This is a genomic window from Maribacter spongiae (genome assembly GCF_047345125.1).
Classification (GTDB): domain Bacteria; phylum Bacteroidota; class Bacteroidia; order Flavobacteriales; family Flavobacteriaceae; genus Maribacter.
This window is the reverse complement of the sequence record NZ_JBLFEQ010000017.1, coordinates 1-26969: the sequence shown is the minus strand read 5'-3', so window position 1 is coordinate 26969 and position 26969 is coordinate 1. Positions and strand designations below refer to the sequence as shown.

Annotated in this window: 20 protein-coding genes, 1 other RNA gene and 1 pseudogene; 10 read left to right on the top strand and 12 right to left on the bottom strand. The window is 38.7% G+C overall.

Annotated features, from left to right (window positions below; genetic code table 11):
- On the top strand, positions 1 to 199 hold a 199-nt coding region (locus tag ACKWB9_RS15355; RefSeq protein ID WP_414003897.1), incomplete at its 5' end, for a transposase.
- Positions 200 to 251: 52 nt separating this feature from the next.
- Here the strand turns inward: ACKWB9_RS15355 and ACKWB9_RS15350 are convergent.
- The 4 genes from ACKWB9_RS15350 to ssrA form a co-directional block, all read right to left on the bottom strand.
- Positions 252 to 1381, bottom strand: a protein-coding gene (locus ACKWB9_RS15350; RefSeq protein WP_414003896.1) for an IS3 family transposase whose coding sequence is annotated in 2 segments (ribosomal slippage) — positions 252 to 1120 and positions 1120 to 1381 — 1131 coding nt in all. Because the reading frame shifts where the segments join, the coding sequence is not laid out codon by codon here.
- A gap of 363 nt (positions 1382 to 1744) precedes the next feature.
- A complete protein-coding gene (locus tag ACKWB9_RS15345) occupies positions 1745 to 5137 on the bottom strand; it encodes an HD domain-containing protein (RefSeq protein ID WP_414003895.1) in 3393 nt (1130 codons plus the stop codon).
- 73 nt (positions 5138 to 5210) lie between these two features.
- Positions 5211 to 6440 (bottom strand): site-specific integrase, encoded by a 1230-nt coding sequence (locus ACKWB9_RS15340; protein ID WP_414003894.1) that lies wholly within the window; start codon positions 6438 to 6440, stop codon positions 5211 to 5213.
- Between the two features lie 234 nt (positions 6441 to 6674).
- Positions 6675 to 7073, bottom strand: a transfer-messenger RNA (tmRNA) gene (gene ssrA / locus ACKWB9_RS15335).
- A gap of 265 nt (positions 7074 to 7338) precedes the next feature.
- On the opposite strand from ssrA, the gene ACKWB9_RS15330 reads away from it, so the two are divergent.
- Positions 7339 to 8544 carry an NAD(P)-dependent oxidoreductase gene (locus tag ACKWB9_RS15330; RefSeq protein ID WP_414003893.1) on the top strand — a complete coding sequence of 402 codons (1206 nt, stop codon included), beginning with the start codon at positions 7339 to 7341 and terminating at the stop codon, positions 8542 to 8544.
- Positions 8545 to 8565: 21 nt separating this feature from the next.
- Here the strand turns inward: ACKWB9_RS15330 and ACKWB9_RS15325 are convergent, their stop codons facing one another.
- Complete coding sequence (locus tag ACKWB9_RS15325; RefSeq protein WP_414003892.1) at positions 8566 to 9696, bottom strand: Sb-PDE family phosphodiesterase; 1131 nt, start codon at positions 9694 to 9696, stop codon at positions 8566 to 8568.
- Between the two features lie 78 nt (positions 9697 to 9774).
- Here ACKWB9_RS15325 and ACKWB9_RS15320 point away from each other — a divergent pair, with 78 nt between their 5' ends.
- On the top strand, positions 9775 to 10140 hold the full coding sequence (locus ACKWB9_RS15320; RefSeq protein WP_414003891.1) for a DUF1801 domain-containing protein: 366 nt from the start codon (positions 9775 to 9777) through the stop codon (positions 10138 to 10140).
- 29 nt (positions 10141 to 10169) lie between these two features.
- Here ACKWB9_RS15320 and ACKWB9_RS15315 read toward each other — a convergent pair whose 3' ends face one another.
- From ACKWB9_RS15315 to kdsA, 3 genes are read right to left on the bottom strand one after another with little or no spacing between them, the layout of a single operon-like run.
- A complete protein-coding gene (locus ACKWB9_RS15315; RefSeq protein ID WP_414003890.1) occupies positions 10170 to 11774 on the bottom strand; it encodes a sulfatase family protein in 1605 nt (534 codons plus the stop codon).
- A gap of 49 nt (positions 11775 to 11823) precedes the next feature.
- Positions 11824 to 13815 carry a DUF3857 domain-containing protein gene (locus ACKWB9_RS15310; protein WP_414003889.1) on the bottom strand — a complete coding sequence of 664 codons (1992 nt, stop codon included), beginning with the start codon at positions 13813 to 13815 and terminating at the stop codon, positions 11824 to 11826.
- A 20-nt stretch (positions 13816 to 13835) separates the two neighbouring features.
- Entirely contained in the window at positions 13836 to 14657 is an 822-nt protein-coding gene (kdsA, locus tag ACKWB9_RS15305; RefSeq protein WP_414003888.1) for a 3-deoxy-8-phosphooctulonate synthase, read from the bottom strand.
- Between the two features lie 84 nt (positions 14658 to 14741).
- On the opposite strand from kdsA, the gene ACKWB9_RS15300 reads away from it, so the two are divergent.
- The 4 genes from ACKWB9_RS15300 (at position 14742) to typA (ending at position 18476) form a co-directional block, all read left to right on the top strand.
- A complete protein-coding gene (locus ACKWB9_RS15300) occupies positions 14742 to 15302 on the top strand; it encodes a DUF3575 domain-containing protein (RefSeq protein WP_414003887.1) in 561 nt (186 codons plus the stop codon).
- Positions 15303 to 15387: 85 nt separating this feature from the next.
- On the top strand, positions 15388 to 15972 hold the full coding sequence (locus tag ACKWB9_RS15295) for a hypothetical protein (protein ID WP_414003886.1): 585 nt from the start codon (positions 15388 to 15390) through the stop codon (positions 15970 to 15972).
- A 61-nt stretch (positions 15973 to 16033) separates the two neighbouring features.
- On the top strand, positions 16034 to 16573 hold the full coding sequence (locus ACKWB9_RS15290; protein WP_414003885.1) for a hypothetical protein: 540 nt from the start codon (positions 16034 to 16036) through the stop codon (positions 16571 to 16573).
- A gap of 103 nt (positions 16574 to 16676) precedes the next feature.
- Entirely contained in the window at positions 16677 to 18476 is a 1800-nt protein-coding gene (typA, locus tag ACKWB9_RS15285) for a translational GTPase TypA (RefSeq protein WP_414003884.1), read from the top strand.
- A gap of 133 nt (positions 18477 to 18609) precedes the next feature.
- Here typA and ppgK read toward each other — a convergent pair whose 3' ends face one another.
- The 3 genes from ppgK to ACKWB9_RS15270 all read right to left on the bottom strand — a co-directional run bounded on the left by ppgK (position 18610) and on the right by ACKWB9_RS15270 (position 20623).
- Positions 18610 to 19359: a polyphosphate--glucose phosphotransferase gene (gene ppgK, locus ACKWB9_RS15280; protein WP_414003883.1), complete on the bottom strand. Its 750-nt coding sequence runs from the start codon at positions 19357 to 19359 to the stop codon at positions 18610 to 18612.
- A gap of 103 nt (positions 19360 to 19462) precedes the next feature.
- Positions 19463 to 19762, bottom strand: a complete 300-nt coding sequence (locus tag ACKWB9_RS15275) for a hypothetical protein (protein ID WP_414003882.1) — start codon at positions 19760 to 19762, stop codon at positions 19463 to 19465.
- Between the two features lie 177 nt (positions 19763 to 19939).
- A complete protein-coding gene (locus ACKWB9_RS15270) occupies positions 19940 to 20623 on the bottom strand; it encodes a cell division ATP-binding protein FtsE (RefSeq protein ID WP_414003881.1) in 684 nt (227 codons plus the stop codon).
- A 301-nt stretch (positions 20624 to 20924) separates the two neighbouring features.
- Here ACKWB9_RS15270 and ACKWB9_RS15265 point away from each other — a divergent pair, with 301 nt between their 5' ends.
- The 3 genes from ACKWB9_RS15265 to ACKWB9_RS15255 all read left to right on the top strand — a co-directional run bounded on the left by ACKWB9_RS15265 (position 20925) and on the right by ACKWB9_RS15255 (position 26809).
- Positions 20925 to 23948, top strand: a complete 3024-nt coding sequence (locus tag ACKWB9_RS15265; RefSeq protein WP_414003880.1) for a tetratricopeptide repeat protein — start codon at positions 20925 to 20927, stop codon at positions 23946 to 23948.
- Positions 23948 to 25717: a TonB-dependent receptor gene (locus ACKWB9_RS15260; RefSeq protein ID WP_414003879.1), complete on the top strand. Its 1770-nt coding sequence runs from the start codon at positions 23948 to 23950 to the stop codon at positions 25715 to 25717. Before ACKWB9_RS15265 ends, ACKWB9_RS15260 begins: the two co-directional genes overlap by 1 nt.
- Positions 25718 to 25984: 267 nt before the next feature.
- Complete coding sequence (locus tag ACKWB9_RS15255) at positions 25985 to 26809, top strand: hypothetical protein (RefSeq protein ID WP_414003878.1); 825 nt, start codon at positions 25985 to 25987, stop codon at positions 26807 to 26809.
- A 53-nt stretch (positions 26810 to 26862) separates the two neighbouring features.
- Here ACKWB9_RS15255 and ACKWB9_RS15250 read toward each other — a convergent pair.
- A pseudogene (locus tag ACKWB9_RS15250) lies at positions 26863 to 26969 on the bottom strand (IS982 family transposase); the annotation flags it as partial.

Genomic DNA, 26969 nt, shown 5'->3' with positions numbered 1-26969 from the left:
TAGAAAGTGCAGAAAACGGATAGAGACACTGTTCTCGCAGCTATGCGACCAGTTTATGATTCGGAGGAACTACGCAAAGACATTTGAAGGGTTCAAGACAAGGGTGCTGTCCAAAATCACTGCTTTGACAATGGTTCAGTTCGTTAACAGGTTCGTCTTTGATAGAAATATAAACAACATTAAAATCAGCATTGTTTAAAATGCACAATGGGTTAAATTAGTAATTGTAAGCTTCCCCTAATTAGAACTGCTTAATTTTCTAAAACTTGATTAAAGTTATTGTTTTTAATTCTTTTGGGGCTAGCCCCAAAAGAATTAAGTTCCGCGTATTTTACGGGCGGTATTTTACCTAAGGCATCGTGAGGCCCGTGATGGTTATAATCATTCATCCAGATTTGTGTCCGTTCCCTTACTTGGTGGATGTCCTCGAATATATACTTGTTAAGAACACCTCTTCGATAGGTTCCATTAAACCTTTCCACAAAAGCATTTTGGGTCGGTTTGCCGGGCTGGATGTATTTGAATTCTATCTCGTGCATCTGGCTCCAATCATTCGTTATATGGGCAATGAATTCCGGGCCATTGTCCATTCTAATCCTCTTCGGTTTCCCTTTTTTATTTATAAGATGGTCAAGTACCCGGACAACACGGTTGCTGGTCAAAGAAAAGTCGACCTCTATATGAAGTGCTTCCCGATTAAAATCATCGATTACGTTGAAGGACCTGAAGCGTCCCTTGTTTTCCAGGACATCGGTTACAAAGTCCATACTCCAAGTATGGTTCAGTTCGCCGGGCACCTCTAGGGGCTCCTTAATCCTTGCGGGCAAGCGTTTCTTGACTTTTCTTCTCAAAGGCAATCCAAGGGACTTATAGACACGATGGACCCTTTCATGGTTCCATGGCTTTCCCTCATTGCGCAAACGGTCGTAAGCCTTCCAAAAACCTTCTTCGGAGTGCTCTTTGGCTTTTTGCCGTAAAGCATCCTCTATCTCTTTATCGTCCTTTGGCAAAGGTTTATAATAGTAGACACCCTTGCTCATATTAAGGACACGGCACGCCCTGCTGATACCGTAATGAATAAGTTCTTTGGTAATACTACGCTTACGGCAAGGCTTTAGAGCTTTTTTTCGATGATCTCCTTGGCCATTTGATGGTCCAACGCCAAGTTGGCGTACATCTGCTTGGGCTTGCGGTTCTCCTCTTCGAGTTCCTTAAGACGTTTGAGCTCCTTGGAATCCATTCCTGCGTACCTCGAACGCCATTTATAAAAACTGGCCGAACTAACGCCGTGCTCACGGCTGATCTGTTCAACGCTTTTACCGTTGTCGAACTCCTTTAGGATCTTTGCGATCTGCGTGGGTGAAAATTTGCTCTTCCTCATAATACTGTTTAAAATTTAAGATTATTATTCTACTTTTAAACAGTTCGGTTTTAAGGGAAGCTTACATAATATACGTTCTAAGGTAAGTAATCAAATGTTTAAACTTTAAATCAAAATGTTTTCAGTAGAGCGATGTATTTTTTAACTCTAAATTGATAATTGGATGTTCTTGGAGATAATGAAAAATTGCAAATTGAGTTGAAGGAATTAAAGGGGAGTAGGAAAGTTGTTTGGATTTATAAAATTAGATGTTGACTATCTCAAACTAATTAGAGTGATAGTAAAATTTAAACAAATACTTAGGTGATGTAAGCGATTAATATCTGCTTTTGTATATGAATCGATATTCAATTTAAAACTAACTTAGCGTTTTTTGAATTCCTTTTGCCAATGAGCAAGATGTCTTTCAATTTGAAAATTAGTTTTCACCTCGTTTATCAACTTTTTTCTCTTAGTCGAACTATATGGGATAATATTATTGCCTATATATGTCAACCATATTTTTGAAAGCAAGTCATCCGTTTTTTTTCCTTTAAATCTATTGTTTACAATTAGTTCCGAGATTGGACATTCAATTGAGAAATTACTAAAGTCCAAAGATTTAATTTCATCCCAATCGATTTTGGTTTCAATAAACCTTCCAAACTTTTCCATTTCTACTTTTGGTGTTTGTTGGCTGATTTTTTTTAGTTCATCAAGCAATTGTTCCAAAATTCTAAAATTAACCCTATATCTTGAGCCTACGTTCAGTCTGGAATTTAGAATATTCGACCTGAATTTTGTATTTAACTCTGATTCCATTTCTTGACTCAATCTTTTAGAATTAGTAAGATTCCTTATTCTGTTCTCAATACTATCTATTAATCTGCTTTCTTCGGAAAAATAACTACTTGAATAATTTTCATATAATTTTAAGTTAAGGGATTCTTCGATAAATAAAAATACTTCAGATTTGTAATCTGAAGTTCCTGCAATAAAAAGAATTGTTTTGAGCTGTCGAGTACTTACTCCATAACTTTTGAGAATATTGTAAAAACTCTCGGAAAGCTGTCTTTCTACAATTTTTTCTTTTACTAATACATTTATTACAAAATCAATTAGAGATAATTTTGACTCGGTAATGGCACTTTTATAATGATTTTCGACAAAATTTTCTACTTCATTGATAAAGTACTTATTACCTTCAAAGTTTCCTGCTGATTCGATTAATTTTATTATTGGATTTATATCTTTCTTATTAATTATGGGTCTATAAATATTAATTCTATTCCCACCAGAGCCATTGTTTGGTGTTGCTTTTAAATCGTCCCATATTGAGTGGTTGTCTATTGTGTAAGCCACCTCTTCAACATTTTTTACTGAGTTCATAATTGTGGGAATTAAGGAAGAATCAGATATCTCGAGAATACTGTCGCAACCAAGAATGTGAAAAAGGTTTATATTATACAATATTGAGCCTTCTGGTACATGAACCCATGGGATATGATTTGATGAATCTTGAAATGCGGGGTGAGGCTTTAATTTGGGATAGATGTTTGAAGTTGGTTTTTTACGAGGAGCCGCAATTAAAATATATGCCAATATGTTTTTCTCAATATCTATTATTAAATCATTTAAGAATTGTAATTCGTTATATTCAACTCTCAATCGGTCCAAAGTTATAGGTAAATTACCATCTCTATCAAAAATCGAAAGATTTGGCATCTTAATTTTTTTGTCACTTTCATTTCCTTTATTTGTGGAGTAATGTAAATCACTTTCGATAACAACAATTCCGTTACACACTATATTAGGGAATTGAGAATATGACCAACCTACTGAGTCATATCCGTTAGGGAAAATCCAATGATAGTCATGCTTACTTGTTTTAAGCGATGAGGGTAAAGTTACTTCTTGAGGAATACTTTTCCCTTTTAGATTGAATCGCTGAACAATTGGATGGTCGAGACAATACCAATCCCATTTGGAATTGGTATCTTTTTTATTTGATTCTCTCATAAAGGCGGGAGGATTTTCAGTAGTGATTTCGATTATTGTTCCTGGCTCTTTTTTGGTTGTATGTTTTATTTGAATTGGCTTTTCTGACAATTTTGTAGTAAACTCGAAAGCCCCTTCAGGTTGACTAGTAATATGCCTTGTAGTTACTTTCATTTCAACTTCCGTTGGATCTTCTGCGAGCATGAAGGCGGCTAATGCGCCAACTCCAAACCTACCTGATCTGAGTACTTTGGTTTTACCAGATTTATCAACAAAGTCTTCTTTCCAAACATTTGAAAGTCTGTACGATGCCCCTGCATTCAAAAAATACTCAATTATGGTGTATAAAGTCATCCCCATTCCTTTATCTTCTACTTTAAGCTTCCATTTGTCTTTATACTTGGTTATTGCAACTATTATTGAAGGTGATTGGGATAATTCAATTTTATTTGGATCAAATATTAAGCGCTCTCTTACCGCATCTATTGAATTTTGAATCAATTCCCTCACAGCTATTTCTGGTTTATCCCCATAAAGGGGTTTTATAAAAAGCTTTAAAAGTTCAGCATCAGCAGCAGTAAAAGTTGCTTTTTCAGTTACAAATCCTGCTTTTCTGCCAAAAAAAGTTTTATCATCTATGTTTGAACGAATTCTTCTAATTGTAATTCCAAGTTTATGTTCCTTAAAACGACCATAGATTTCTCCTAGCACAGCCCAAGAATGGTCTAACTCTTTTTGAATTGAATCAAATAAGGATTGTATGCGGAGATATAATTCTATATCCAACTTCTTAGAATCAACAATGACTTCAACGCTTTCAGGGTCAATGTGATTATCATATATTATGTTTTCTATTGCTGAATGGATTTTCCATTCTCTCCTACTGAGTGGACTTCTCAAGTTCTTAACTATAAACTGTCCCTTAGGTGCTCTGTCGGATTGTAATTGTAAGTAATCAGCAATTCTAAGAATAACCATAACGTAAACTGAATGTGTACCTTCTTGAATTCTTATATGGGAAAATTTTTTGTTCAAATAATCAAAAAGATTACGTAATGAGGTTCCATGACTTCTTGCTACTAAACCGGCCAAATCAATGAGCTTATGATACTCTTCATTCTCTATCTTTATAAAAATATCTTTATTATTTTCTTTAGCTGGAAAACCAAATAATGCAAAATCGTGAGCCATACGTGGGTGATGTCTGCGCAAGAATTCACCTATTAATTGATATTGTAAAGGTGTCCATGTTTGGAAATCATTAAGGTCGGGTATAGGGATAGGTTCTTTAACCCCAAATAGTAATTGAAGCTGTGACTGGCTAAATCTACTTGCTTCTGCAGAAAATTTAATCCACAATTGAGTCCAAGTGTCGTTATCCAAATCAGAATTAATTCCAGGATATTTAGCATTGTTGACAAGTGCGATAAACTGACTTTCTTGAAGATGTAAGGCGACATCGTGTAATATTGTTGATATAATCAATATGCAAGCGTCAGAATCGGAAAAGAAAGGTTTTGATTCCTCAGTAAGGAGAAGACATGCTGTTTCAAGGATACCTTCTAAATGATTAATCCCATGATCAGTATACTCTCTAAAAAAAATTGTATCATTTCTGGAAATCCAGTCAGAATAGCTTGTTAATACATCTTCTACAAGTTTATTATGCTTTGAACCCTTTAATTTAGTGCTTAAAAAATCAGGAACCTTTATGACGTGTTGCCCCATTAAATCTAGAATTATTTCATACCCAGTTAATACTAAATCAAAATACAACATTCAAGAAGAAAACTTCCCATTTCTTTTAAAAATTGAAGAAGTTGTGAAAAAGAGTAAGGTGGTAAAAAGAGTTTCATTTATTCAATTTTGTGTTTTTCAACTTTTCCTTTAAAACAGCCATATCCTCACTTACTTTTTTGTTGATGATTTGGGCATAGTGTTGCGTAGTCCGTAGATTTTTATGCCCTAACATCTTACCTACTGTCTCAATTGGCACACCATTAGAGAGTGTAACAGTAGTCGCAAAGGTGTGCCGGGCCAGATGGGTGGTAAGGTTCTTTTTAATATCGCAGCGACCCGCAATTTCTTTAAGATAAGCGTTGGATTTTTGATTGCTCAAAACAGGAATCACGCAGTTCTTGTTAATCACTTTGGGGTGATCTTTATATTTTTCAATTATCTTAACAGCAGTAGGTAAAAGCGGAATGGTAAAACCTGAATCGGTCTTAGACCGTTTAGATTTAATATAGTAGCCACCTTCTTCGTTTTGGTAGATTTCTTCTCGGGATAAAGTTTGTACGTCCACATAGGCTAAGCCTGTATAACAACAGAGTACAAACATATCCCTAACAATGCCCAAGCGTTCTCCTTGAATTTCTTTGTCAATAAGACGTTGTAGCTCCTCTTTAGAAAGAAACTCCCGTTCTACAGTTTTAAATTGCACCTTGTAGTTGTAAAAAGGGTCTTTGCTAATCCAATCATTAGCTACCGCAATACGAACAATTTTTTTAAAGTTGTTCACATACTTTAAGGCCGAGTTGTGGTTACAGGCCTTTGTCACTTTTAGGAAGTACTCAAAGCCTTTGATGAATTTTAAATTAACATCACTAACCGGTATATCATCTTTAAGATATTCTAGTTTTACGTATTCACCAACATGGTTCCGTGTAGTGTGGTAACGCTTGTAGGTTCCTAAAGCGAACTCCTTACCAATAAGTTTTTCCATTCGAACATTGTGGTCATCAAAAATCTCTAAAAGCATTTTGGTCTGTTTACCATCATTTAAAAAAATACTTTTGACCATTCCAGCAGATATTGGAATGTTCTTCTCTACCAAGTTTTGATGAATTCTATTTAGCTTAACAGTAAGGGTAGATATATAAGAATTAATTTCCTGAGCCAACTGGCTAACACCTTTTACCCGACCAGCCCTGGCGTTCCATTTTTCAACAGGAACTTTGCGATTAATGCTCATCTCTGATCGTTGACCATCTACAGTAATTCTAAGATAAATATTAGCATTTCCTTTTTGATCTGCCTTACCTTTTTTTATATAAAACAGGATGTGATAAGAATTTTGCATAATTTAGAACAAAAAATACTCAATAAATATACATATATATATTTATTTTTTTTTTGTAACTAATTGAAATAGATTTTATTAAGGCTTATTCGGTGTCAGTTAATAAATATTTAATAGTGACACCGAATAGGTCCCTTTTAGTATAGTTACAAATGATATTATTTGGTGTTTAGTAAAATAAAAAATCCTGTAAATCAACAATTTACAGGATTTTAGTCAAATTTGACATTCTAAAAGTGGAGCCGGAGGGAGTCGAACCCTCGTCCAAACAAGCAATGTCAGTGCTTTCTACATGCTTAGTCCTTGTTTGGTTTTAGATGCAGAACCGACCAAAGACCGCCTATTCTACACTTAGCTTCTTAAGGTTTTAGAGATGCCGCCAAAGCGAACAACATCCTTATGTTGACTTTTCTGGTGCTCCTAAATGGATCGCCATCAACAAGGGCTATCCAGGAACATCTCGCTTCTCCGCCTTGCGGAGACGAGGCAAATCCTACTATAATTCAGATTATGCGGCAAGAGCGTAATTGTTATCGCCAATTAAAAGTGTGAAGTATGATATTAACGAGCTGTACCCCAGCGCTCGGCATGCTTACATTGCCATTGGTCTCGCTGTCAAAACCAGTCGGCCCCATAATGAGATAACGAATCTTTGATTCGTGTAATCGAATTATGCCCTGAGCGTAGTCGAAGGGCCTATAATCCAAATCTCATTTTTTTATCAAAGAACAATTTTATTTTTGTGGGCGTTTGCTCCGTCACCAAGGTTTCGGAGCATCGGGCTATCGGCTGTACACGGTACTTGCCTCTATCCCTAACGCAAGGAGCAAAGCTAACAAAAGTTTGTGAACCAATGCAGATCCAATTACATTTAAGGCAAAATTTATACCAAACATTTATGAAGTTCGGAATTATCAAAGAACGCAAAGACCCGCCGGATAGAAGGGTCGTACTCTCTCCAACACTTTGTCAAGATATTATGGCCCGCCATAAAAAAGCCCAAATTATCATTGAGCCATCCTTCATTCGTGTATTTTCGGATAATGAGTATGAAAAGATGTATATGGGACTGTCTGGTTCTATGGAAGATTGTGATGTACTCCTAGGCGTGAAAGAAGTACCTGTTGATGCATTGATTCCCAATAAAAAATATTTTTTCTTCTCCCATACGATTAAAAAACAACCGTACAATCGAGATTTGCTCCGGGCCATTTTAAAAAAGAACATCGAACTCTACGATCATGAGGCCATTACCGATTCCAAGGGCATACGCCTAGTGGCCTTTGGTCGTTATGCCGGCATTGTTGGGGCCTATAACGGAATACGTGCATATGGATTAAAATACGATAGTTTTCAATTGCCAAAAGCGGAACATCTGAAAGATCGACAAGCTTTGATCGATGCCCTTAAAAAAATTACATTGCCGAATATTAAGGTCTTACTTACCGGAAAGGGCCGTGTAGGTAACGGTGCAAAGGAAATGTTGGAGGCCATGGGTTTAAAAGAAGTGAACGTTGCCCAATATGTAAAGAATACGTTTAATGAGCCCGTATATTGTCAAATAGATGTTTTGGAATACAACAAACGAAAAGATGGCCTTCCTGGAAGTGAGGGGGGCTTTTTTACCGATCCCAGTGCATACAAGTCCGATTTTTTCCGCTTTGCAACAGTGACCGATTTCTATATTGCCGGACATTTTTATGGTGATGGTGCCCCATACCTCTATACACGTAAAGATGCAAAACATCCTGATTTTAAAATAAAGGTGGTGGCGGATATCAGCTGTGATATTGATGGACCGGTGGCTACGACCATACGACCATCGACCATTGCGGAACCCATTTACGGTTATGATCCGCAGCGTGAATCCGAAACCGATTTTAAAAATGAGAAAGCCATAGCGGTCATGGCCGTGGACAATTTACCGGCGGAACTGCCCAGGGATGCCAGTAACGGCTTTGGGGAAGCCTTTTCAAAATATGTGATTCCCGCCTTTTTTAATGGGGATGCCGACGGAATTTTGGAACGGGCCAGAATGACCCGAAACGGGAAACTCACGGCACGGTTTTCCTATTTGCAGGATTACGTGGATGGCAGGGAATAATTCCGACATCCCTTAAATCTCCTATTGTTTGTTTTTATTGGTATTAATATCCCATATTACAATAGGATGTTCTTTTGGTGCGGTATAAGCCCCTAAAGCCTTTAATTTAAGGGATAGTTCGGGTAATTTTCTCAAGGTTTTGATCTGTAGGGTATACGTTTTCCCTGCAGGAATTTCAAAAACCGGGGAGCTGTTATAAAAACTGTATTCCATACTGTTCTCGAGCAAGAGGTCGCTGCTGGAGACATTTTCCAGTTCAACTTCCAATATTTGGGTCTTGGCCAGGTATTTGGCCGAACTTACCTCTATACAAGCTTTGAGCAAGGGAGTTAGATATTCTGTTTTTCCTACCAAGAGGGAGTTGTAAACGGCTACCGTTCTTCCCGCAAAAAGTGCTTCCTTAAGGCTTTCGATGTTTTTTTCTTTGGCAAAGACCAAAGTGATGGGCCGGTGATTGCCCTTTTCCGTATAATCCCAATCGATCAGTCCGTGAATATCACTCGTACCCATAATGGTCAGATCGTTTTCCAGGGCCAGGGCAAATGATTCTTCCGAGTAATCAACGGTATTGATAACTTCAATACCATGTAGTTCACCATTTTTGATGCGTTCTTTTTGAAAATCGCTCAAAATGGGATTTCCGTTGGGGTTTTGGGCATACCATGCCGGATGGTTCCAAAAGACAAAGGCGTTTTGTTTTTTTGCCTCCCTAAATGGTGTTTCAGGTTTTTCGGCCAATAACGGATTGGCATCGGTAATAAAGACCGCATTACTATGGCCAACAGGAGCTGAACGTGTAATTTCAGACCCGGGAATTACTAGTAAATCATGTTCCTTGGCTTCGGCGAAAGCCAATTCATAAGCACGGTTACGATCGGGATGCGGAATATCCGCTAAATGTGGTTGATATTCCAGATGTTCGGTAAGCGATATGGCATCCAGATTTTCCCGTAAAGCTTCTTGAACACGAATGGTAGGCCAGACATTTCCATCTGAAAAAACAGTATGGATGTGCAGATCGGTCTTTAAGGTCGTATACCCTTCAATATCCGGATAGGTAAACGGTTGCGTACCGCAATGAGAATGGGATTGGGCACGGACATGAATTGAACTTATAATGAAAAAAGTTAAGCACAACAGTGTTTTTTTCATGATGATGATTTTTTATATGTAGGTTTTGAAAGTAGTGAAAATGAACGGATTTCGTAAAGAAACAGTAAATTTATATGTATGAACCCAGCAGAAGATTACATCCTAAACCAACCTGAACCATTTAGAAATATCTTATTACACCTACAATCCGTTATTGAACATACGATACCGCAGGTTGAACTCAAATTTAAATACCGCATTCCGTTCTACTATATTAGCGGTAAACCGTTTTGTTACCTTAATGTACCTCCTAAAAAGAAATACGTGGATGTGGGGTTTTGGAATGCGGCCCATTTGACCAAACACTTGGAGCATCTTGTAACGGAAAAACGAAAAGTTATGAAATCACTTCGTTATACTACGCTTGAAGGGATTGATGATACCGTCCTTATAGCCGTTCTTCAAGAAGCTTTTTCAGTTGTGGATAGTGGGTTTTGGAAATGATAGATAGACTATTAGTCTTTATCTTTCCATTATTTGATCCACCCGTTTTCTCGGTATATCTGAATATAGCTTTGGCTTAGTTCGTCCGAATCCTTGTATTTTTCCCTTAGTTCCCGAAGTTCTTTTTTAAGCTGTGACCTTATTTCGGCATAGTCTGGGTCATCATATACATTGTTCAGTTCATTGGGGTCTTTTTTCCTATCGTACAATTCCCATTCATCTACATCAAAATAAAAATGGATCAACTTAAAATCTTTTGTGGCCATGGCATAATGGCGTTTTACGGCATGTTCCGATGGGTATTCATAATAGTGATAATATACGCCATTACGGATCCACTCACGTTTACCCCCGGTCAATAAGGGCATTAAACTTTCCCCTTGCATGTCCTGCGGGGGCGTTATTCCCGCAATCTCCAAAAAGGTTTGTGCAAAATCCAGATTTTGTACCATTTCATCTTCGGTAATGCCCGGCTTTATAATATTGGGCCAACGAATAAGCAGGGGCGTTTTAAAGGACTCCTCATAGGCGAACCTTTTATCGAACCAACCATGTTCCCCCAGATAAAACCCCTGGTCGGAGGTATAGACTACCACAGTATTTTCGTTGAGTCGATTTTGATCTAGATAATCCAGTAGACGCCCTACATTTTCATCAACGGCGGCAATTGTAGCCAGATAATCCTGCATGTACCGCTGATATTTCCATACGGTAAGGGAGGAATCGTTCATTTTTGGATAAGCTTCCTTAAATGATTCGCTAATAGGCCTGTATACAGAATCCCACGACGCTCTTTGTGCCTGGTTCATTTTGTGTAGGGGGGACAGATTGTATCTGTCCTCAAGCTCCAATTCGGTAGCAATGTCCTTGGTGACTTTATTGTCATATCTAAATTGCATATCTTTTAAGATGCCCATTTCCGCAGTTTTAGCGGCATTGCCCCGGGTGTTGTAATTATCGAATAGCGTTTCGGGAACCGGAAAGGTCTTTTTGGTAAATTCCTTATAATGCCTTTCTGCCGGTATCCATGGCCTGTGGGGCGCTTTATGAAGGTACATCAATAAGAACGGTTTGGCGGTATCCCTTCTTTTTTCCAGCCAATCCAAAGTAAAATCCGTAATGATGTCCGTTACATAGCCTGTAACCGTGGTATCGCCTTTAGATGTAATGAATTTCGGATTGTAATAATCGCCTTGTCCGGGCAGTATCTTAAACTCATCAAAACCTTTGGGATTGTTTCCAAAATGAAGTTTTCCGAACATTGCGGTCTGATAGCCCGATTGTTGAAGCAACTGCGGAAAAGTAACGTTTGTAGTATCGAACGGCATCCTATTGTCTATTTTACCATTTAGGTGACTGTGTTTTCCCGTTAGGATAACCGCCCGTGAAGGAGCGCAGATAGAATTGGTGACACTGGCATTGACAAAACGCAGGCCTTCATTGGCTATTCTGTCAATATTCGGTGTTTTGATAAGTTTGTCATCATAGGCACCAATGGCTTGGTATGCATGATCGTCTGCCATGATAAAGACAATATTGGGTCGTGTTTTTTTTGGAATATCCCTTGATGTTTCCATACAAGAAAAAGAGGTAATCCCAACAAAAAATAGGAGAAATACGGCATTAGGTTTCATGGCAAAACGATTTTAAAGGGGTTCAAAATACGAATAATAAGCAAGGCGATCATATCTTTTTAAAGACGATAAGGGAATTGTTCTGAACGTCTATGATATGCTTGAAAACGTCCTTCAACCCTTGATAATTTTCAGGGTCGATATAAGTATTGTTCAAATCCAACTTAAAAGAAATAGCTACTTGGCTCTGATTTTTTTGATGATGGAATTTTAATTCCACTTCTTTTTCCCCAAGCATAACGGCCTGGTTTTTGGGTAGTTCGTGAAGATTGTAACCTTCTGGAATGGTAATATTTATTGAATATTGGAAACTTCTTGGATATCCAAAATCAACAGGATAAGTACGATTTTCCAATAAAAAAGGATTCTTTTCAAAAAAACGAATAATGAACGGATTAAAATAGACGATATCCCCATTTAGGATATTGTCCAATTCAAACTTAAAGCGTTCCGAGATTTTTTTATCGGAACTAAGATTTTTTTGGAGCTGGTATGACGTTATGGTAATATCACCCTCAATATCCTCTTCAATACGCTCTAAATAATCATCCTCGTTGTGTTGTGCAAGAACTTTATGTAAAGCCATTGCATTATACCCCGAGTTCGTAACATCGAATATACCTATGGCCTTTTCTTTTTCAATATCAAATTTTAGTTGGGTCCTTATCATACGTTTGTTCAGGCCCTCTGGCTTTATATCGTACCAATAACTCTCTTTCTTAAAATCCATTACACGGCCATAATGGTTAAGGGCCCTGAAGGGGAGCATTCCAAAGCTCATATATTTATCCGTAGCATCCAATAAATAGTCTTTGCCATCAATTTCGACTTTTGCGATACAGTAGTTGAAATTGCTCATTACGGGATGAACCTTGGTAGGAAGCCCTCTTTTTCGAGTTGATAATAACATGAGGTTTGTTTTGATGCCCGCAGCATTCAAAAGATTGATCAAAGACATGTTTATTTCTGAAACACTGCCTGTTTTTTGTTCAAAAGCCTCTTTCACACGGGCCTTGTCATAAATTCTAAACTTCCCGTTCCAGGTATAATATTCCTGAACAAAATTAAAAATGTTCTTGGCCCGGGTCAATGCATCTCCATCCGTAAGCAGTTCTTCGGGAACATTTTTTTCAAAAAAACCTTTTTTGGTCAATTGTCGCCCAATATCCTTATCACTTCTAAATTCACGATCTACATCCTTCCATGATTTGGTGAACTTTCTATTATTTCCATTAAAGCCATGATATTCGGAGAGTTCAAAATTAATACTGGCTATATAATTTGAAGGGGCCAGCATAAAATCTTCTTCTGCTTTAAAAGCTGGAACATCCTTCATTACATATTTCAAGACTTCACAGTCCGCACTGTTTGCGATACCATCTACATGAAAGCAATCTTTTGAGACATCAGCATCGTTGATGTCTAATTCAAATGGTCCGGTCAATGACCGGTTGTATACCCAATTGCCCGGTATTTTTGCGTTGAACTCACTGTATACTACTGGAATTTTCTTTTGAAAATCCCAGCCCGTTAGATTAAAATCAAAAGGGGTTTCGATCGTATAGGCATATTCTATAATGCTGCCCGATTGTAGTTTTGGAAATGTGAATTTCTTTTCCCTCCATTTTTCAGAAAGGTCTGCGGTAAATATTTCACTGGGCAGTACAGTGTGTTGCCTATCATCATTATGTGTTACCGCTTTGATTTTTGTAAGTTTTTCCGAAGCGGATTTGTTGTGGTACAATGGTATTTGAATAGTACCAAGGTCAAAGGCCTTTTCATTGAAAATCTTGATTTTCCCATGATACTCTTTAATTAATCGGATTCGCCTATCCACTACCTTAAAGTAATTGTCTCCTCGTTCATATAGGACCACGGCATTGGCACTTGAATCTTTTTCGTAGGAAGTCATCTTCTTTTCAAAGGAAGTAATCTTCCCAAAGTTATCGGGTTGTTGGGCCTGTATTTTTGAAAACGTTAGAAAAGTAAGGAAAATAAGAAAATAGCTTCGCTGCATGGTCGATGGTTTGGTCTTTTTCAAATAACTTTTGGGTAACTATATTATTGCAATGTATTGACCGTTTTCCGTAAAGTGACCAAATTATTCAACAATTTTTCCAATAAATTTAGATCCAACATATTGGCACCGTCACTTTTGGCATTGGCGGGATCAAAATGGGTCTCTATAAAAAGACCGTCTACCCCGGTTGCAATTCCGGCCCGGGCCATGGTCTCTATGAGAGCCGGACGACCACCGGTTACCCCGGAAGATTGGTTGGGTTGCTGTAAAGAGTGCGTAACATCCAAGACCACGGGAGCGTATTGTTTCATGGTAGGTATCCCTCTAAAATCCACTACCATGTCCTGATAACCGAACATGGTGCCGCGATCCGTTACAATGGCCTGTTCGTTTCCCGTTTCGGTTACTTTGGTAACGGCATGTTTCATGCTTTCCGGGGACATGAACTGTCCCTTTTTAAGATTAACGGTCTTTCCCGTTCGCGCTGCGGCAACGACCAGATCAGTTTGGCGCACCAAAAAAGCTGGAATCTGGAGAACATCAACATACTCTGCGGCCATAACCGCATCCTGTTCCGTATGTATATCCGTAATGGTGGGTACCTTAAATGTTTCGGAAACCTTGCGTAAGATTTTCAATGCTTTTTCGTCTCCAATGCCCGTAAAGGAATCCATACGGCTACGATTGGCTTTTTTAAAACTTCCTTTAAATACATACGGGATTTTTAGCCTATCGGTAATAGTGATTATATGTTCCGCTATCCGCAAAGCCATTTCTTCTCCTTCAATGGCACAGGGACCACACAATAAAAAAAAGTTATCGGAATCTGTATGTTTTATCTGCGGAATACGACCTAACTGCATATTGATTTTATTTTTTGTAAAGATAGGATTTCTGACCTACTATCCTTTTTTGCAAGATATCAATAAGATAACCCAGATCTTAAAATGAAAATACTACAAGGAACTATCTTTTTGGTACTGTTGATCGGTAGTACACGTACCAGTGCACAATTTGGCAAGAACGTTGAAAAGCATCAATTTAAAATAAACCTTTTATTCCCGGGATTGGAATATGAGATGGGCGTTGGGGAAAACAGTACCTTGAATTTTAAAGCGGGACTACAATATGGCCTTGATCCAAATGCACTTGATCCGTTCTCCCAAATCGATTTATTCTCGGCGTTTACCGCACAATACAGGTATTATCACAATCTGGAGCGCAGGTTTAGAAAGAATAAGATGGCGTATGGGAATTCAGGAAACTACATTGCGTTGGCTACCACCCTTTTTACACAAAGCCCGATCAAGAATACTGTTGAGACATCCCCTTTTGGTGCAATAGGTCCGGTATACGGATGGCAGCGGAGCATATCCGCAGGCCTTAGTATTAATACGGAGTTGGGAGCCGGTTATTATTTGGGTAATTTCTCTGGAGGGATATACCCTACCTTTACCCTGACCCTGGGTTGGATCATTGGGGAAAAACGATGGTGCGTGGGAAAGTAATATGCTTATTTCCTAAATTTTACTTAAACCCGATATCGGATCAATTTGATCATTTTAGTTTTAAAGAATCAAAAAACGAATAATGATGATCAAAAGACTATTTTTTTCCGGATTTCTTTTATTGACCCTGATTTCAAATATAAATGCCCAACACATAACCGAAAAAGGTAATGGGTTGGTCAATTTGGAACGCCACCAATTCAAATTTGATTTGTTCGCACCCGGTTTCACTTATGAACTGGGAATATTTAGAAATCAAAGTGCTTCCAGTAGTTTGGGTATAGGCCTGGCCTCATATCAGGAGGGTTATGCTCTTGGTCTTGCCTGGAATAATCGGTACAGGTATTATCATAATTTCAATAGGCGTATCAATAACGGAAAAAATGTATCCGGGAATTCCGGAAATTACATTGCGGCGGCACAGGCAATTTTCTTTTCACAACTTAGATTAGATACCAATATAGAAGGTCCTGATGATTTTAATATCGGTTTTTACGGGTTGGCTTATGGAATTCAGCGCACATACCCCAAAGGCTTTAATTTTACTATGGAATTGGGTGCGGGTTATTATCGTGGTGACGGGGTTCCTTCCGGGTATGGGCCGCTTTTTACGATGAACTTTGGTTGGGTGGCGACCAAACGCAAATCAAGAAAACCTAAATTTCAATGAGCCTCCATTTTGGTCTGATGTTTGATGATTGAAAACCCAATTCAAAGATCAAACTAGTTCTATGAAAAAAACAATCCTTCTTTCCTTTTTGACCTTTTCAACACTGTCCTTACGGGCACAATCCGGAAAAAATGTAGAAGATTATCAATTCAAGATCAATTTTATAAACCCGGGATTGGAATATGAAATAGGAATCGGTGAAAATCAAGCGTTGGATTTTAATGGGAGTCTGCAATTTGCCTTAAACAGTACGGGATATGCATTTATTCCGTCCTTAAATGGTCAATACAGGTATTATTATAATCTTAAGAGACGATTAAAAAAGAACAAAAGAACTGCCGGTAATACAGGCAATTATCTTGCCGCTTCCGGAACATTTTTTTTAGAGGAAGTCATTATTGGGAATTTAACCTCCGGAGATGGTTATTTTGGTTTTGCCGGTCCGGTCTATGGTCTCCAAAGGACGTATCCGAAAGGATTTAATTTCAATTTGGAATTTGGTGTCGGTTATTATTTTGATAGTTTTTTTAAAGATGAAGGTTTTGCACCCACGGTCAGTATAAGTGTCGGTTGGGTGATCGATGGGGGAAAGGGAAAATAAATGTAGGACGGAACGTTCTCATAATCAGCAAGATAAAAATAACATAACTTTATATTGTAGCGGAAAAAATAGCAGTATCTTTGCAGGCTTAAAATTAGGCTTTATGTCCACAACAAAAAATATTGCGATCATTGCCCACGTAGACCATGGTAAAACTACCCTGGTGGATAAGATCATGTACCATTGCAGTCTCTTTCGTGAAAACGAAAATACAGGGGAACTTATTTTGGATAACAATGATTTGGAACGGGAGCGTGGCATTACGATTACCTCAAAGAATGTTTCGGTCGTTTATAAGGGAACGAAGATCAATATTATCGATACTCCGGGCCACGCCGACTTTGGTGGAGAAGTGGAACGTGTCCTGAACATGGCCGACGGCGTGCTATTACTGGTAGACGCTTTTGAGGGGCCAATGCCGCAAACGCGTTTTGTATTGCAAAAAGCTATTGATCTGGGATTGAAACCTTGTGTGGTAATCAATAAGGTAGATAAGGAAAACTGTACTCCCGAAGAGGTTCATGAGAAAGTCTTTGACTTGATGTTCGAACTGGGTGCGGAAGAATGGCAGTTGGATTTCCCGACCGTGTACGGTTCCGCCAAACAAAATTGGATGAGCGAGGATTGGAAAAAACAAACGGATTCCATTGAACCGCTTTTGGATATGGTCATTGAACATATACCGACCTTTGAACCCACCGAAGGGAATACCCAAATGTTGATCACTTCTTTGGATTATTCCTCTTTTACGGGAAGAATAGCCATTGGAAGATTACAACGCGGGACATTAAAGGAGGGGCAACCGATTTCTCTGGTGAAACGGGATGGAAAAATAGTGAAATCCAAAATAAAGGAATTGTTCACTTTTGAAGGCCTGGGCCGCAAAAAAGTACAGGAAGTGACCACAGGCGATATTTGTGCATTGGTAGGGGTAGAAGGTTTTGAAATTGGGGATACCGTTGCCGATTTAGAAAATCCCGAAGGATTAAAGACCATAGCTATAGATGAGCCTACCATGAGCATGCTGTTTACTATAAATGACAGTCCGTTTTTTGGACAGGACGGTAAGTTCGTGACTTCAAGGCATATTAAGGAACGTTTGGAGCGTGAATTGGAAAAAAATCTGGCGTTGCGTGTTGAAGAAACGGATAGCGCCGATAAATTTTTGGTTTTTGGACGTGGGGTACTGCATCTTTCCGTATTGATCGAAACCATGAGACGTGAAGGATATGAATTACAGATCGGTCAGCCACAGGTCATTATTAAAGAGATCGATGGTGTTAAATGCGAACCTGTTGAACACTTGACTATTGATTTGCCGGAAGAAGTATCGGGCAAGGCGGTGGAAATGGTCTCCATAAGAAAAGGGGAAATGACCAGTATGGAATCTAAAGGAGACCGTATGTTGTGCGAATTTCAAATTCCCTCACGAGGAATCATCGGTCTTAGAAACCAGTTGTTGACGGCCACGGCAGGAGAAGCCATCATGGCGCACCGTTTCCTGGAATACCAACCTATGAAAGGCGATATTCCACAGCGATTGAACGGTTCTTTGGTTTCCATGGAAAAAGGAAAGGCCATTCCTTATTCTATAGATAAACTTCAAGAGCGGGGAAAATTCTTTGTGGATCCGGGAGAGGATATTTATGAGGGTCAGGTTATTGGAGAGAACTCGAGAGGCGATGATATGGTCATCAATATTACAAAGACCAAAAAATTGTCTAACGTAAGGTCTGCCGGAGCGGATGATAAGGCCAAGATCGTACCTGCCATTAAATTCTCTTTGGAAGAAGCGTTGGAATACATACAGAAAGACGAATATGTTGAGGTAACCCCCAAACATTTGAGACTTCGTAAAATATTCTTGACGGAAGTAGAACGAAAAAGAAATAAGATCGCTTAAAAAAACTCCCTTTAAAAATAGAAAAGCCCTGGAATACTATATTCCGGGGCTTTTTATGTTATGGTACGTTTAAAGCTTAAATTAAAGTCCCCTACCGTTCAGGCATGCAAAATAAAAGACCTTTTCTGATAGACTATACCTTGGGAGCTTTGTGCATGGTAGCCGCAGCCGCTCCAATGATTCCTGCCTGATTTCTTAATTTAGCGGGAATTACCCGGGTATCTATGGTGATACAATCCTTGAATTCATCAAATTCCTTTGAAGTGCCCCCACCTAAAATGATAAGATCGGGTGAGACGATCAGATCGACCAATTGTAAGAACTTATTGAACCGTTTTCCCCATTTTTTATAAGTGAGTTCTTCCCGTTCCTTTGCCGAAGCCGCGGCCCAAAGTTCAATTTTTTTATAGGTCTTGTACGGTATTTGTCCCAGTTCAAAATTTGGGATCAATCTTCCGTCCAAAAAAGCGCCACTGCCCAATCCGGTACCAATGGTAATCATTAGGACAAAGCCTTTTTCCCCTTTACCTATTCCATAGGTCATAGTGGCATAACCGGCGGCATCGGCATCGTTTATAACGGTAAAATCTAGCCCTGTTTTCTTTTCGAAAAGCTGTTCAACATTAACCCCCAACCAACTGGGATCCAGGTTCCCCGGAGATTTACAGATTCCTTTTTTTATAACCGTAGGAAAACCACACCCCACTTTCCCTTTATAATCAAAATGTGCTATAAGTTGTGCCACTACAGAGGCCATGTCCTCGGGAGTTCTGGTCTTTGGTGTTTTTATCCGGTGCCGTTGTGTCAACATTTCCCCTGTTTCCACGTTTACTATGGCTCCCTTTATTCCAGAACCGCCAATATCAATACCAAGAACTTCCATTGTGTGTTTTTATTGATCGCCGCAAAGTAACAAAAAAGAATGGGTTCTTTTAAAAATTAAGAGTTGAACAAAGTGTAGAAGAAATAATTGGTTCAAAAACCATTTATTCTAATTTTTTTAGCCCGACTATAGTATATTTAGGACTGGTTTTGTCCTGTGTTTGAATCATTTCAAAAGAGATATAGAACAGTACGCCCTTAAATTTATCCTGGGTCAGATCAAAAGTATTCTTTGCAGTATCGGAGATGGAATGAAATGTGAATGAATTTCCTTCACTATTGGTAAATTTAAATTGATTGTTGACATACCCATCAAATGTTGCCGTTGTTTTTCGGGTCTCTTGCAAAATAGGGGTATGGAACAGGGACAGGACAAAGTATATGGAAATGAAGAATGATTTCATGATGATTATGTTATTTTTTAGAAGGCCAATATGACGTACACTATAATTTGGCCTTTATCTATAACTTTTGTCCCTGGGTTTTATTGTGATTTTTATCAGAAAACCATAGCTTACAATTTCGGCCAGTTAAACTATTCTGGCTCTATTTAAGTACATGCTTATTTTGCGTTCGAGGATTTATACCGCTTTTTGCACTACTTCAAAAACCCGGTTTGCATCACATTTTATAGTTTTGGATGGGTATTTGAGAATAAGCGCATAGTCATGGGTGGCCATTAAGATAGTCCTGCCGGATTTGTTGATTTCCTGTAACACTTTCATAACTTCCACACTGGTTTGCGGATCAAGGTTGCCGGTAGGTTCATCGGCTAGAATAAGCTCGGGATCGTTGAGCAAGGCCCGTGCAATGGCCACACGTTGCTGTTCACCACCGGAAAGCTCATGCGGAAATTTAAAGCCTTTGGTCTTCATGCCTACTTTTTCCAAAACTTCCAGTATTTGGGCATCCATTTTTGCCTGGTCTTTCCATCCTGTGGCCTTAAGGACAAAAAGCAGGTTTTGATTAATATTGCGATCGGGCAATAATTTAAAATCCTGAAAAACAATGCCCAGTTTTCTGCGGAGAAAGGGAATGTCCTTTTCTTTTAAGGCTTTCAGGTCAAAGTCAACTATTTTGCCCTCCCCCTTTTTTAAGGGCAGATCTCCATAAAGGGTTTTCATAAAGCTACTCTTTCCACTGCCCGTTTTTCCAATGAGATAAACGAACTCGCCTTTTTCTATCTGTAGGCTTATATCGTTTAGGATAAGGTTTTCTTTTTGGAAAATAGCTACATCCCTTAATTCTAAAATAGTGTCCTCCATAATATCAATGTTGATATAAAAATAATAAGTTCCGCACGATATTGGGGAACTGTTCTTCAAAATCTTTTCCTTTGTACGGAATGTTTTTAGGCCATATGCAACCATCCGATACAAGCACTTTTATTTACCGAAATCTTAAAATTTTGATTATAAAAATGTCATTATATGGAACAGGTTTATAGTTTGATGGGCAGAATGTTCGATAAAACATGAAGAACGAAAAGCAAGACTAACATACTTAGGAACAATATTTGCCGTTATCCTTTTTGATATCCGGTAATTGTTAATAGTCAAGAACACTATGCTCAAAAAAATCACCGCTTTTATTCCTTTGGTATTTGGAACGGTTTGGATTGCCCAATCCCAGCAGACCAGAATTTATACCCATGAACATAAAGATTTTCAAGATGCGCTAAGGTTGTACAACAACGAGCAATATCAGGCAGCACAGACCTTGTTCGAAAAGGTAAAGGCCACGACCAAAGATGAAGAAACCGCTGCCAATAGTGCTTATTATGTTGCCAATGCCGCAGTACGTTTGAACCAATTGGGGGCGGACCGACTCATGGAGAACTTTGTGGAAAAATATCCGACGTCCACCAAAAGGAATTCCGCCTTTGCCGATGTGGCCGAATATTATTTTGAAACAGGAAAATATCCGTACGCCTTAAAATGGTACAATAAAGTAGATCAAAATGCCTTGTCCCTGGGTGAAACAGATAAGTTCAATTTTAATTACGGGTATGCACTCTTCGCTTCCAGAAAGGCCCAAGAGGCGGAACGTTACTTGGAAAAAGTTACCGGTTCACCAGTCTATGGTTCGCAGGCAAAGTATTATTTGGGATACATATCTTACCAGCAAGATGATTATGAAACGGCCAACGAGCGTTTTGACCAAATTACAGATCAGGATGTATTGGAAGAAAAACTAAGTTACTATCAGGCCGATATGAATTTTAAACTGGGCAAGTTCCAGGAGGCCATTGCCCTGGCAAAAAAACAGTTGCCCAAATCCGACAGAAAGGAAATTTCCGAACTGAACAAGATCATAGGGGAAAGCTATTTCAATCTGGAACAATATAGTAATGCCATTCCCTATTTATCGCAATACAAGGGAAAACGCGGAAAATGGAACAACACGGATTACTACCTGTTGGGCTATTGCCATTACAAACAAAAGGATTATGGGAATGCCGTTCAACAATTCAATAAGATTATCGGGGGAACCAATAGTGTCTCTCAAAACGCCTATTATCATCTGGCGGAATGCTATTTGAAATTGGATAAAAAACAGGAAGCCCTAAATGCGTTTAGAAACGCTTCGCAGATGGATTTTAGCCCGGATATCCAGAAAGATGCCTTTTTGAATTATGCCAGATTGAGCTATGAAATAGGAAATGCCTATGAATCCGTACCACAGGTCATTACCGATTATTTGGAAAGATACCCCAATGACGGGCATCAACAGGAAATGCAAACCTTACTGGTGGATTCCTTTATTACCTCTAAAAATTTTGCGGGAGCCATGGAGCTTTTGGAAAAGAACAAAAATTATGCGAGCAAAGAAACCTATCAAAAAGTAGCGTATTACAGAGGCATAGAACTCTTTATGGAAAGCGATTACGGTAGAGCTTCGGAGCATCTGGAAAAATCCTTGAAAAGTAGCGCCAACAGTCTTTTTGAGGCACGGGCAACCTATTGGAAGGCCGAAGCGGATTACCTATTGAATCGCTTTGATGAAGCTGCCGTTGGTTTTTCGGCCTTTAAACAAAACCCGAACGCTAAAAATGTTGAAGCGTACAGGGATATAGATTACAGTTTGGCCTATGCCTATTTTAAACAAAAAGATTATGATAATGCCATTACATATTTTAATGCGTTCACGAATAGGGGGGGAAGAGAACTTGAAAAATTGAACGACGGTTACCTCCGTTTGGGAGATTCTTATTTTGCTACCCGTAAATACTGGCCTGCTATTGAAACCTATAATAAGGCTTTGGCCTTAACCGGTCCCGAAAAAGATTATGCTGCCTATCAAAAGGCAATGAGTTATGGTTTTGTGGATCGCAACGCAAAAAAAATAGAAAACCTGGAAAGCTTTGTTGCCCAATATCCCAGATCCAGTTTTAAGGATGATGCTTTGTTCGAATTGGGCAATTCCTATGTTGCCACCGGAGATGAAAATCGGGGATTAGGGGCCTATGATAGGCTTATAAATGAATATAGGGGAAGTTCCCTGGTACCCCAGGCACTTATGCGGCAAGGGCTGGTACATTATAATGGGAGCAGGAACGATGATGCGCTCGCCAAATTCAAGAGCGTGGTGCGGGACTATCCAAATACCCAGGAGGCCATACAGGCGGTGGCTACGGCAAAATTGGTTTATGTGGATATGGGTAGGGTCGATGAATATGCGGCCTGGGTTCGTAATTTGGACTTTGTGGAGGTGACCGATACCGAGTTGGACAATGCGAGTTTTGAATCGGCCCAGAAACAAAATAGGGACGGTAATAAGGATGCGGCCATCCGAGGGTATAAAAACTATATTGAACAGTTCCCTAATGGGCTTCATGCCGTAAATGCGAATTTCAGCTTGGCACAACTCTACTTTGGCAAAGGGGAAAAAGAAACCGCATTGCCCTATTATAAATATGTAGCGGACAGGAGTTCCAGCGAATATGCGGAACAGGCATTGACCAGGGTCTGTGAGGTGTATATTGGCGAGCGGGATTATAAAATGGCCTTACCTTACCTTCTTAAATTGGAAGATCAGGCGAATATTCAACAAAACAGGACCTTTGCACGATCCAATTTAATGAAAGGCTATTATGAACAACGCAATTATACGAAGACGTTGGAGTACGCGGACAAAGTTTTGGCCACACCGGGTATAGATAACCGTATTAAGAGTGATGCCCAGATCATGATCGCCCGGTCGGCTATAGCTACCAATAATGAGGCCAAAGCGGAAACTGCCTATGCACAGGTGTTGAAGATCGCTTCTGGAGCTACCGCTGCGGAGGCTTTGTATTATGATGCATATTTTAAGAATAAGAATCGGGATTATGAATCCTCAAATAGTTCTGTTCAAAAATTGGCAAAGGATTATGCTACTTATAAGGAATGGGGAGGAAAAGGATTGATGCTTATGGCCAAAAACTTTTACGCCTTGGAAGATGCCTACCAGGCCACGTATATTTTAGAAAGTGTAATCAATAATTTTGAGCAATATCCGGAAATCGTTAGCGACGCCAAAGACGAATTGGCCATCATCAAATCAAAAGAGGCACAAAGCAATTCCTCTGTAAATCCAGATCAAAACTAATGTACCAGAACAGAGCACATATGCACAACAGTATTACAATAGGGATTCTTTTGTTATGTATAGGGGGGCAATTCGGCAGGGCTCAGGAAACGGAGACAAAAGATATTGGAACAGAAACCGTTACGGTCACCAAAGCCTATACCCCTACAGTTTCGGATGCGTTTAAAATTAAGTCGCCCCCCAATTTAAACGACTCTATCGTATTGCAAAAGAAAAAAATAGATTATAGTATTTTTTCGGTTCCGGTAGCCTCTACGTTTACACCTTCCAAAGGTGCGGCCAGTAGGGTGGAAAAAACGCCTCCTCCCGTGCTGTTTAATTCCTATGCTTCGGCCGGAGGGGGCAATCCCGCAAATATTATGGCCAATTTTTATACAAGTCATAAAATCGATAGGGAATCCGGTTATACCATCGGATTGGATCATAATTCTTCCAGAGGGGATATTGATGGTGTGGAACTGGATAATATTTTCTCCAATACTAGACTGGATGCTTCTTTTAAGAAGAGGGACCGTGACCTGGATTGGGGAGCGGATATAGGCGTACAGCATCAATTATACAATTGGTATGGACTTCCGGAAGATTTTGATAGCTCGGGTTTGGCCATAGATGAACGCCAGAATTATTACATGGCGGAGATCGGGGCCCATATCAATGTGGATGATGCTGTTTTTCAACGGGCGGATATACAGTATAGAAGGTTTTGGGATGCTGTTAAAACCGGTGAGAACCGGGCTATTTTAAATACCCGTCTTGAATTTCCATTGAATGAAGAATCCTTAAGTATTAAGGCTAAAGTGGACTATGTAAGCGGTGATTTTGAAAATGCCGGTTTAAATAACGCTTCAAACGATCAGGGAATTAAATATTCCAATCTACAAATGGGAATCAGCCCCGGATTGATTATGCTTCGTGACGACCTGTCCTTGAACTTGGGCGTAAGCATAGTATTTGGAACGGATTTGGAGAACAATGATAGTGATATTTATATCTATCCCGCGGTGACGGCATCATATCGATTGCTCGATGAAACCGTAATTGCCTATGGGGGAATAGAAGGGGAATTAAAACAGAATTCCTATTATGATTTTGTGGATGGGAATCCGTTTATTTCTCCAACGTTACGGATTGAACCTACGGATACGCAGTATGATGCTTACATTGGTCTAAAAGGGCAATTATTGCCCAATTTAAGTTATAACATTAAAGGTTCCTATACGGCCGAAAATCGCAGCCCTCTTTTTAAACTAAATCCTCGGAACGATTTTAGAAACGATGAAAAGGGTTACTATTATGGCAATTCTTTTGAGGTGTTTTATGACGATATAAAGACCATTGGCATTTTTGGTGAGCTCAATGTAGATGTTAACCGTAATTTTACCTTAGGGGTAAACGCCGAGGTATATAGCTATGATACCGAAACCGATAATCCGGCTTGGAACCGTCCGGATATACAGGGTTCTTTATTTATGGATTATCAAATAGGGGAAAAGTGGTTTGCGGGAGTCAATTTATTCTATGTGGGAGAGCGGGAAGATTTTTCCAGTGTGGTCATACAGAATGTTCCACCGGCTTCATTTCCGGCCATACAGATTACATTGGATAGTTTTTTTGATGCCAATGCCCATGTAGGCCATCGTTTGAACGATCAATTCTCTATTTTTGCGAAAGTGGCCAATATAGCGAATAACAACTATCAACGCTGGGCCAATTATCCGGTACAGGGATTTCAGGTTTTGGGTGGTGCTACCTATAAATTTGACTTTTAATATTTTGTTATAAAACGATAAAGCCTTATTATTTATTCCATAGTATTTTTTACAAAACTAATTTCAAGATTGGTTAAGATACTTTTGATATCATTTTTTTTAAATGGGAATCAATTAGAAAGAAAAGTCTAGACAATCAATAAATAGGAATAAGTCATATCTATTATTTTTTCATCTAATATTATTATATTCAATCGCTGAAATTTTATTTAGGGAGAACATCCTATAAAACTTCACGATATATTAATAAATAAAAGATAGTTAAATATGCTAGAAATTTTCAAGTGGCTTAATAATGAAGACCAACCAGACTATAGAAGAATAAAAATAATCCCACTTGTTGTTTCCTCAGTTTTTTTAAGCTTTTGGATGTCCTATGTATTCTTTTGGGCATTATTTGAACCGTTTGGTTTTGGGGACTATTTGTTTGAGAAAATTTGTGGTAAAAATATAGGTAAATGGGCGATTTTGGTAACATTGTCAGTATTTACTAGCATCACGTTTACTATGTATGTTCTCTATGTTTATTATCATCGCTTATATAAAAACACAAAAGACACAAACTTGTTTTATAATGTTTACCCGAATAGGATGTGGTTGGAAAATCATTTGATCGAATTTTTACATCAGGCAAAAAAAGATTTTTTCTTGGTATCGATATCCGGGAATTCGTTTACTTCAACACCTAAAGTAGAAGATACGGTTGAAAAGAAAATTACTAGTGCGGATAATCAGTGCGATGTGAAAATTTTGTTACATCATGAAGACGCTTTATATGTTGATGTTAGGGAGTCTGATGAAGGGAAAAATTCTGGACATATAAAGAGGAATTGTAAGGAAAATTATACCAAGTGGTTAGATTTTTATAAAAAACATCCGGATAAATTGTTTGCGGTAAAACGACAGAAGGAATTTTCAATTGTATCTTTTTGTTTACAGGTTGATGATGTTATTTATTTTGAACCTTATCTGACAAAAAATGGAGGTCGACACTGTCCTTTGTTCGTTATCCATAAGAATGAAAATAATAAACGTGTTTTTGATTCACTTTTAGAGCAAATGAACGAACTATGGAAAACTGCCGAACGTTAGTTTAATAAAACTGTTTATGATAATAATATTATAATTGAAACCCATTGTGCATTTTAAACAATGCTGATTTTAATGTTGTTTATATTTCTATCAAAGACGAACCTGTTAACGAACTGAACCATTGTCAAGGCAGTGATTTTGGACAGCACCCTTGTCTTGA